Here is a 9,705-nt window from a genome sequence, read left to right as displayed (position 1 = left end):
CGCCGGGTTCGTGGCGGCGATGAATATCGTTGATACCGCAGCAGGCGCGCAGATGAGTGTGAACGGCAACACAATCCTCGTCGAGGGCATCACCGCCGCGCAACTCACGGTGGACGATTTCACGTTCCTGTAACGGCCGCGATTGTTGCCCGCCCGGCATGGGGCGGGTCACGGCTTTCGCTGACGGCATGTCGCCCTGCCCAACTTGATACATCCTGTCGCAGGCGGTCATGCAGAGCATTTTCGCCTTCTATCTGCGTCTTCTCGACCATTAGTGTTTGTTCTCGAAAGGATATCTTTTCGACTGTGGTCTCTGGCGTGTATCAAGCACGCCTGAACCAGACCGAGAATTGGAATCGGAGAACACTGTCATGCCGGAACTCAGCGGCACAAAATGGGGCTCGCACGAGCCAGGCACGACAGGCGGCGTCGTGACCTGGAGCATCGCGCCGAGTGGTCAGGATATTTATTGGTTTACCGATGAAGAGCCCGGCACCAGCTTTTCGGTCGATCCCGCTACGGTCTATACCTTCGATTTCGAGGCTTCGCTGCGCATGGCCTTTGCCGCGTGGTCGCAATACGGCAATGTCGAATTTGTTCAGGTTGCGGACCCCGGAGGCGCCGCCGGAGACCAGATAGATCCCGATATCCGCATCTTCTTTGCCCCAATTCCGGGCAATACGCTTGGCTTTGGGTTCTTTCCCTCGCCGCTTGAGGTGCCGATTGCCGGGGATATCCTTCTGGATGTGGACCGGTCGCTCAATTTCGATGTGCCGCTCTTCGAAGGGCTGGCGATCCATGAAATTGGCCACGCGCTCGGGCTCGAGCATATCGAGACCGTCGATGCGATCATGAATTCGATCCTGACGCAGCCCGATATTCTGGCCGATGACATCGCGGGTATCCGCGAGATTTATGGCAGGCAGGATGGGGCTGTGGCGGTCTATACCATGCCCACGGGCCTCGAGAACCTGACCCTCCTGCACAATCCCGAAGAGTTGACGGTTCTGGGCAATAGCCTTGGAAATCGCATCGACGGGACAAGCGCGGATGAGATATTCAACGGGCTGACCGGCAATGACACCCTTGACGGTCGAGAAGGGGATGACCTCTTGATCGGCGGTGCCGGGATCGACTGGGCCGTTCTGGGTGCCGTCACGCGCGCCGGGGCCGCGTTTAGTGTCGTGGCAGAGGGGCTTCAGGTGGTCTCGCTCCTCGGCACGGATACGCTGATCGACGTGGAGTGGATTCAGTTTCTGGATGAGGTCGTCAGCGTTGCCGAGGTGATCGCGGACATCAGTGGCCCTGTCGGCGTGGAACTGATCGGAGGTGGACTTCCGGACAGGCTGACGGGCACCGATGACAATGACACCCTGATCGGCGATGCCGGGGACGATGTGCTTGCGGGCGGCCTAGGGGACGACCTGCTCAATGGCGGCGACGGCGACGACCGGATGTCTGCCTCGGACGGCAACGACATTGTTTTGGGCGGCCTTGGCCATGACAATATCGGCGGCGGGCTGGGGAATGACACCATCGACGGTGGCGATGGGGATGACACCATCGGCGGCGGCTTTGGCTCGGATAGCATCACCGGCGGCGCGGGCAATGACGTAGTGGCGGGTGGGGCTGACAATGACACGCTGTCCGGGGGCGATGGCAACGACAGCATGTCGGGCAGCTTTGGCAACGACCGGATCGACGCGGGCGATGGTGCGGACGACATCGGCGGCGGCACGGGGCGCGACACGATTGACGCAGGCGCCGGCAATGACCGGGTGGGTGGCGGCGAAGGGGATGACAGCATCTTTGGCGGTGCCGGCAACGATTTCCTTGCCGGTGGCGGGCGCAACGACGTGATCGACGGCGGCATCGGCAATGACACGATCAACGGCGGGTCCGGCAGCGACCTGATCACCGGCGGCGCGGGGGCCGATCAATTCGTGTTCAGCACCTTCGTCGATGGCGATGCCGATGTGATCACCGATTTCGAGGATGGGCTGGACCGCTTCCTGATCCGGCGGATTGATCCGGATACGGGCGAGGTGAACATCACCAATGGCAACAACGGTCTGGCCGGGTTCGTGGCGGCGATGAACATCACCGATACCGCAGCGGGTGCGCAAATGAGCGTGGGCGGCAACACCATCCTTGTCGAGGGAATTGCCGCCGCGCTGCTCACGGTGGATGATTTCACCTTTATCTGAGTGGTGATCCGACATCGGGCATTGCCGATTTTCCTCTAACTTTCGGTAAACGCCGCAAGGCTGCCATGATCTGTTAAGCGCATGGCAGCCTTGGTTTGCCACCTTCTGTCTCGCGTGGGGACGCGGGAAGTGGGTGGATGAACATGGCGGTCAGGGTGACGCATGTCGGGACGAGTCGCGCGGCGAATTTCGAGGTCGCGCGCGCGGTGGTGGCGATCACGCCGCTGCCGGACGGGGGCTTTCTCGTTGCCGATTTCGCCGCCGGTCAGAGCCGGGTGGTGCGTGCCTCCGCAACCGGCCCGTTGCTCGAGGCCCTTTGGTTTCACGAAGCGCTGCCGCGCATGCCCCTTGCGGTTGGGGATACCCAAGGGGCCGTGCCACCTGCACTCTTGCGCGATCTGTTCGCGGCATGGGATGCCGGGCTGCGCAGCGGCGTGCCGGGGTTTCTGGGGCAGGGTGCGGTGCAGACGCAGGGTGCTACCCTGCTTGCCGCGCGGTTCGAGGGGCGCGATATCCTGATTGCCGCCGCCGTTGATGGTCAGGGTCTCTCGAGCTTTGTTCTTGGCCCGGATCAGAGCGTGCAGGCCGGCATCACGGTGCCGGATAGCGACACGCTCTATCTGCGCACCATCTCGGACCTTGCCCTGATCGAGATCGCCGGTGAGGTGCTCGTCTTTGCCGCCTCTGCGCAAGAGCAAGGTCTCACGGCTCTGCGCCTTACGGAAGCGGGTGGGCTTGTGCCTGTGGCCAACCTTGGACAGGATGACAGCCTGCCGGTGCAGACAATCACGGCGCTTGCCCCCGCAGAGATTGCCGGGCACCCCTTTCTGATCCTCGCGGCCGCCGACAGTTCCAGCCTGACCGTGCTTCGCGTCGGTGCCGGGGGCGTGCTTGACGTTGCGGATCATGTCATCGACGGGCTTGCGACCCGGTTCGCCGGGGTCACACATCTCGAGGTGGTGACAGTGGAGGGGCATGTTTTTGTGCTGGTCGCGGGGCGGGATGCCGGGCTTAGCCTCTTGCGCCTGACCGCCGAGGGGCGGCTCTTGCATCTCGACACGCTGGCGGATGCGGCGGCCTTTGCCCTCAACGGTGTCTCGGGCCTTGCAGCGCAGGCGCGGGCGGGCGGGATCGACATTCTGGTGACGGCTTCGGGCGAGGCGGGGCTGAGCCTCTTTCGCGTCGATTTGGACTCGTTGGGCGTGGCCCTTCACGGCAATGACCCGCGGATCGAAGGCGGCGCGCGCGATGATTTCTTGTCGCGCGGCAACAGCGCCGGGGTGCTCGATGGTGGCGATGGCGACGACACGCTCAGCGATGGGTCTGGTGCCGATACGCTGATCGGTGGTGCGGGGGCGGATATATTCGTCCTGCGGGCGGATGGGCAGCGCGATGTGATTGCCGATTTCACCTTGGGCGAGGATCGGCTTGACCTCTCGCTCTGGCCGATGCTGCGCAACATCGGGCAGTTGGGTTTTACCCCGACCCGTTTGGGGGCCGTGCTGCGCTTTGGGGCCGAAGAGTTGGACCTGCGCAACGCATCGGGCGGGGCCTTTGCCGTCACGGACCTGCCCGGTCTGCTCTTGCCGTTGCTGTCGCATTTCGACGTGACCTTGGGGCCGGTGCAGGTGGCCCCCCCTCCGCTGAGCCTGCCGCCGCCTCCCCCTCCGCCACCGCTTCCCGCTGTCGCCCCGGCATTGCTGGTGGGGGGCGCGGGCGATGACCTGCTCGCGGGCGGACCCGAGGCCGACACGCTTGCGGGCAATGCGGGCGATGACACTCTGCGTGGCAATGCGGGCAACGACCGTCTGGCCGGGGGCGACGGGAATGACCTGATCGACGGGGGCTTGGGCGATGACAATATCGGGGGTGGTCTGGGGGCGGATCGGCTCGACGGGCAGGCAGGGAATGACACGATGGGGGGCGGCGCTGGCGATGACACCCTCTTTGGCGGCGACGGTGCAGATATTCTGAGCGGCGGGCCGGGCCTTGACCTGCTCGACGGCGGGGCGGGCAATGACCGGCTCGCGGGCAGTTTCGACCATGACACGGTGCGCGGCGGCAGTGGCGATGACCGCATCGGCGGCGGTCCGGGGCGCGACCTGCTCGACGGGGGCGACGGCAATGATGAGATTGGCGGAGGCGAGGCCGACGATACCGTGCTGGGCGGTGCCGGGAATGATTTTCTGGCGGGTGGCGGGCGCAATGACCTGCTGGATGGGGGCCCCGGCAATGATACGCTCAACGGGGGGGCAGGCCATGACCGGCTGATCGGCAGAGAGGGGGCCGATGTCTTTGTCTTCAACGACTTCACCGCCGGTGAGCGTGACGTGATCGTTGATTTTCAGATCGGAGAGGACCGCATACGCTTGGCCGGAATCGAGGGGCAGGGCCTGACCGGGCGCTTTCTCGCGCTCGACATTCAGGATACCGACGCGGGCACGCTCTTGCGCCATGCGGGCCATGAAATCCTGCTCGATGATGTGATGGCGGCCAGCCTCTCTCGGGACGATTTCATCTTCCTGTGAGGCGCCCCAAGGCAGGAAAGGTCCGGTTCAATACACCCGTCCATCCAGTGCCATGAAACCCCTCACGTGGATCAAGCGGATAGCCGAGCGTCTTGAAATCAATGTCGTAAATGCTCTGGATCGTGGCCAGTGTTTCGGGCGAGATGAAGTTGTCATAGTTGAAATTCATCTCGCTCAACCGACGCGCCGACAGGTTGCCAAGATAGCCCTCGACCGGGGTTTCCGGCAGGCGGGTGCGGTTGAGCACGCGCGGCGTATGCCGCAACCCCAGCTTGCGCGCGACCCGCGACAGTTCCACATCCAGCCGCTCGACGTGAACCACGTAATCGTAATGGATGCCCACCTCCTTGTAAAAGGCGGGCACCTGCGTTTCCCAATGCCCGTTGATCAGGTTCTCGGGGCGCGGGCGACTGGCATGCAGATGCGCGATCGTGTCCAGAAACGCCTCGAACGACATGCTGTTGTCGTTGGCATCCGCCCCGGTGCGCGCGCAATAGAGATCGTGAAGCTCCTGCGCAAAGGGTTCCAGATCCGCACGGCTTTGCAGCGGTTTGCCGCGATAGATGCAGAACTTGTTGAAATAGGCGCTGATGACCCGCGTCACCGGATGCCGGACCAGAATGACCGAGCGATAGTTGCGCGTCACAAGCGCCTCGGCGCAGCCGCGAAAGGGCGCGCTACTGGTGTGAAAATACTGCTTTCTGGCGGGGCGTGACGGCATGTTGTCGGCGAGAAAGTTGAACAGCGTGGTGCAGGCCGCCTTTTGCGACCAAAAGAACACCGTCCTGCTGTCATCGTGAATATAGCCGCGCCAGCCCATGCGCTCTGCCTTTGGCCCAGGTTCATCCCCCATTGCTTAATGCGCCGGGCCCGCCTTGGCAACGCGCGGGTGTGGTTTTGCGCCTTGTCTGGCGCGGCATGGGTGACTAGGGTGCGACCGACCTGATGGAGGGCATTCGATCAACATGGCCAAGCGCCTTTTTCTGCATGTCGGAATGCCGAAATGTGCGACCACGTCGATTCAGGCCTATCTCGCGTCTCAGGCAGAGGCATTGGCCCGGCGTGGGTTCAATTACACCTTTGCCCCCGGAGAGCGTATTCCCGATCAAGGAAACGCCACGCATCTGGCCAATGCTCTGATCACGGGGGACACCGCGCGGGCGTGGCCGCTGCTTGATCACTTCCTGCGCTCCGATGGCAATGTGATCCTGAGCTCCGAATATCTCTTTGGTGTCTCGCGCGGGGCTATCGCGCAAGAGTTGGTCGCGCGCATCCGTCAGGCCGGTTTTGACGTGGGCGTGATCTGTTACTTTCGCCGTCAGGATCTGTGGATCGAATCCGATTACAAACAGCATGTCAAAAGCGGTGCCGATTGGCGCCGGGGAATCGTGGCGCTGCTTGACGAGCGCGTCGAGAAACAGGTTCTGAACTATAACGCAATGCTGCTGAACTGGGCCCGGATCGTGGGGCATGACAATGTCCTCGCGGTGCCCTTGCGACCTGAACAGGGGCCAGATCATGCCGTGCGCCGGTTTCTTGAGGCGCTTGATCTCGCGGATATGCTGCCCGATGGCTCTGCCTCGCCGAAACATCACAACGTCAGCCCGCCGACCGGCCTGATAGAGCCTGCGCGCTATCTCAAGCGCGCGATGCTGGACCGGGGGCTGTCGATGCCGCTCGTTCAGCAAGAGGTGGATCGCTTCTTCGAGGTTGCCCCCCGGCTGGTCCGGGTGCCGCAACGTCGATTTCTGCTCACCCATATCCGGCGGCAGCGCCTGTTGCAGAACTGCGAAAACTCGAACGCGGCGCTTGCGCGCAATTTTCTGGGTGGCGTTCCGGCCTTTGACATGGTGCCAGACTTTGACGAACTCAGCGAAATCCCGTTGGGGGCAGAGGCGGCGGGCATTCTCGCGGCTTATCACGTAGATGGCCAGAACGGTCTGCGCAGGCGCAGTCACCTTCTGCGCGGTCTGGACCTGCTCAAACGCTCTGTCGCGGGGCGGCGCATCAAAAGTTGATGATGTCCCGGTGATACCGGCGCAGCAGCAACAGCCCGAGCGCGAGCGTTATACCCGAGACCGCCATCACAAAGATCGAAGACACGTAAGTGGCGTCATAGGTGCTGTAGATGCCCTTGCGCACCAGCCCGATGGGATGGATGAGCGGGTTCCACCACATCCAGTCCCGATAGGGCAGCGGCACGGTATCAAAGAGAAAGATCACGCCGGACACCAGCAACAAGGGTCGGTTCAAAACCGCCCATGCCCGCTCCCAGATCGGAAAGACCGACAGCAAAAAGCAGTTGATCGTGCCCACCCCGGCCCCAAGGGCAAAGGTAAGCGTGTAGCCCCAGGCGATGGCCCCCATGTCGACGATGACATTGAGATCATAGACAATGATGATCAGCGGCAGCAGAACCACCGCGATCATGATGCTGGTCATGGCGTTCAGGATGAACCGCGCAATCAGCGCATCGGTGTAGGTGACGCCCGGATAGAACAACAACTGCTTGGAAAAACGCAGCGATACCGACATCTTGTTGCTGATGTCCATATAGGCCATGAACGGCAAGATGCCCGTTGCAAAGAACAGTGGAAAGTTGGTGCCAAGGCTCGGGCTTCTGAAACCCAGAGAAAAGATGAAGGTCAGCAGAAATATGCCCGCCACCGGTTCGAGAATGGCCCAGAGATACCCCAGCGCCGAGCGCCCATAGGTCGCAGACATTTCGCGCAGCATAAGCGCGATCACGGTCTGCACAGTGCCGGTGCGTTTGCGCGGCAGGGCCGGGGGAAAGGCTACATTTGTCATCTTGATGGATGGTGTATCACCCTGTCCTTTGATAGAAAATCCCCATCCGTCACGTATGGCCGGACAACAACAGATCAAAGAGCACGATTTGAACCAGATCAACTCTCCCGCGGAACAAGGGACCAAGCCCCCCGAGAAGGGCGCCGCGCCCGAGACGAGGCCCGGCCCCAACGTTGTTCAGGCCCCCTCTGCCAAGACATCCTTTCCCCCGCCTGCGAGACCTGCGGGTATGCGTCGGCGGCATGTGGTCCTGGCGATCAGTTTTGCACTCTGGGTCGTCCTGCCTGTGGTGCTGTCGGGCCTCTATCTCTACACCATCGCGCGCGACCAATACGCGAGCCATGTCGGCTTTTCAGTGCGCACCGAGGAAATCGGTTCTGCCATCGAGCTCTTGGGGGGCATCACCGAATTGTCGGGGTCCAGTTCCTCGGATACCGATATTCTCTACGAGTTCATCCAGAGCCCGCAGATCGTGCGCGCGGTGCACGAACAGCTTGACATGGCGCGGATCTATCAGCGGCCCGGCGATCCGGTGTTCACCCTCGGAGAAGATACAAGGATCGAGGCGCTGCTGTCCTATTGGGATCGGATGGTCAAGATTTTCTATGATCGCAGCAGTGGTCTGGTCGAAATCCGCGTGCTCGCCTTTGAGCCTCAGGATGCAAGGGCCGTTGCCGAGGTGGTGTTCACCGAGAGCAGCAACATGATCAACCAGCTATCGGCCATCGCCCGCGCCGATGCCATGCGCTACGCCGAGGAAGAGTTGGCGCGCGCCGAGGATCGGCTCAAGATATCGAACAGGTCGCTGACCAGTTTCCGCAACCGGACCCAGATCGTCGATCCGTCCGCCGATGTGCAGGGCCAGATGGGCCTCTTGAACTCGCTCAACGCGCAGATGGCCGAGGCGCAGATCGAGCTGGAGCTGTTGCTCGACAATGCCAACCAAAGCGATCCGCGCGTCAATCAGGCCAACCGCAAGATTGCGGCAATCCAGAAACTGATCGACGAAGAGCGATCGGCATTCGGCGGTGCATCAGGTTTGTCGGGTGTCACGCAATATTCCGAATTGATCGAAGAGTATCAGGCCCTCGAACTCGAGCGCCAATTCGCTGAAAAGAGCTATCTTTCGGCCCTTGCCGCCCGTGATGTCGCCATGGCCGAGGCGCAGCGGCAATCGCGCTATCTCGCCACCCATATTTCGCCGACCCTGGCCGAAACAGCCGAGTATCCCCGCCGCGTGTTGCTGATGCTGATGATCTCGGGATTCCTGCTTTTGTCTTGGTCGATCATGGTGATGATCTACTATTCCCTGCGCGACAGGCGCTGAGCGGGCAAGGCCGATGATCGAGATACGCAACCTGTGCAAGACCTTCGTGCTCAACGGGCGGCGCAAGGTAGTGGCAGACAATATTTCGGCGGTGTTCCCGGATCGCACGGCCGTGGCCATTCTCGGGCGTAACGGCGCGGGTAAATCGAGCCTGCTCAAGATGCTGTCGGGCTCTATGGACCCTGACAGCGGCGAGGTGATCAGCACCGGCACGATTTCCTGGCCGGTGGGCTTTGCCGGCAGCTTCCATCCCGAGATGACCGGCCTTCAGAATGTCCGCTTCATCGCGCGGGTCTATGGTGTCGACACCGCAGAGCTTGCGGATTTCGTCGCGGATTTCGCCGAACTCGGACAGCATTTCAACTTGCCGGTGCGCACCTATTCCTCGGGGATGCGATCACGCCTCGCCTTTGGCGTGTCGATGGGTATTCATTTCGACACCTATCTGGTGGACGAGGTGACAGCGGTCGGCGATGCCGCATTCCGTGAGAAATCCGAGAGGCTGTTTACCGAACGGGTCAAGCGCAGCGGGGCGATCATGGTCACGCATGCTCTGCCGCAGGTCAAACGCCTCTGCTCCCAAGCCTGCGTGCTCGAGGATGGGGCCCTCAGTTTTTATGAGGATGTCGACGAGGCCATCGCGCATCATCAGGCCCTGATGAAAACCACCGTGGTAGATTCGGACTGACGCGCCGCCTCCTGCGCGTCAGGCGTCGCCGCAAACAGGGGCCCGGTTGTCAAATCCGAACTGCGCCAGCAACGCCTCGTTGTGCGGGCGGAATTGCTCTTCCAGCCATGCGATCCGTTCCGGGCTGCGCCCCATGTCCGGCTCTTG

At 62.0% G+C, this 9,705-nt stretch carries 7 protein-coding genes; 5 read left to right on the top strand and 2 right to left on the bottom strand.

Going from position 1 to position 9,705, the window contains the following annotated elements; all coding sequences use genetic code 11:
- The first annotated feature begins 371 nt into the window (after positions 1 to 371).
- Together KBT70_RS06675 and KBT70_RS06670 are read left to right on the top strand one after the other, a co-directional pair.
- A complete protein-coding gene (locus tag KBT70_RS06675; RefSeq protein ID WP_296630138.1) occupies positions 372 to 2,207 on the top strand; it encodes a matrixin family metalloprotease in 1,836 nt (611 codons plus the stop codon).
- Positions 2,208 to 2,344: 137 nt separating this feature from the next.
- Positions 2,345 to 4,735, top strand: a complete 2,391-nt coding sequence (locus tag KBT70_RS06670) for a calcium-binding protein (RefSeq protein WP_296630135.1) — start codon at positions 2,345 to 2,347, stop codon at positions 4,733 to 4,735.
- Here KBT70_RS06670 and KBT70_RS06665 read toward each other — a convergent pair.
- Complete coding sequence (locus KBT70_RS06665; RefSeq protein ID WP_296630133.1) at positions 4,722 to 5,588, bottom strand: sulfotransferase family 2 domain-containing protein; 867 nt, start codon at positions 5,586 to 5,588, stop codon at positions 4,722 to 4,724. The two genes, KBT70_RS06670 and KBT70_RS06665, sit on opposite strands and share 14 nt — an antisense overlap.
- A 112-nt stretch (positions 5,589 to 5,700) precedes the next feature.
- Here KBT70_RS06665 and KBT70_RS06660 point away from each other — a divergent pair, with 112 nt between their 5' ends.
- Entirely contained in the window at positions 5,701 to 6,753 is a 1,053-nt protein-coding gene (locus KBT70_RS06660; RefSeq protein WP_296630130.1) for a hypothetical protein, read from the top strand.
- Here the strand turns inward: KBT70_RS06660 and KBT70_RS06655 are convergent.
- Complete coding sequence (locus KBT70_RS06655; RefSeq protein ID WP_296630127.1) at positions 6,743 to 7,543, bottom strand: ABC transporter permease; 801 nt, start codon at positions 7,541 to 7,543, stop codon at positions 6,743 to 6,745. The genes KBT70_RS06660 and KBT70_RS06655 overlap by 11 nt on opposite strands.
- Before the next feature lie 229 nt (positions 7,544 to 7,772).
- On the opposite strand from KBT70_RS06655, the gene KBT70_RS06650 reads away from it, so the two are divergent.
- Together KBT70_RS06650 and KBT70_RS06645 are read left to right on the top strand one after the other, a co-directional pair.
- A complete protein-coding gene (locus KBT70_RS06650; protein ID WP_296630124.1) occupies positions 7,773 to 8,870 on the top strand; it encodes a sugar transporter in 1,098 nt (365 codons plus the stop codon).
- Positions 8,871 to 8,883: 13 nt separating this feature from the next.
- Positions 8,884 to 9,558: an ABC transporter ATP-binding protein gene (locus tag KBT70_RS06645; RefSeq protein WP_296630121.1), complete on the top strand. Its 675-nt coding sequence runs from the start codon at positions 8,884 to 8,886 to the stop codon at positions 9,556 to 9,558.
- Positions 9,559 to 9,705: the final 147 nt, after the last annotated feature.

The organism is Roseovarius sp. (assembly GCF_018066915.1).
In the GTDB taxonomy this organism is placed as follows: domain Bacteria; phylum Pseudomonadota; class Alphaproteobacteria; order Rhodobacterales; family Rhodobacteraceae; genus Roseovarius.
The sequence above is the reverse complement of the archived record's forward strand: the minus strand, read 5'-3'. Positions and strand labels throughout refer to the sequence as shown.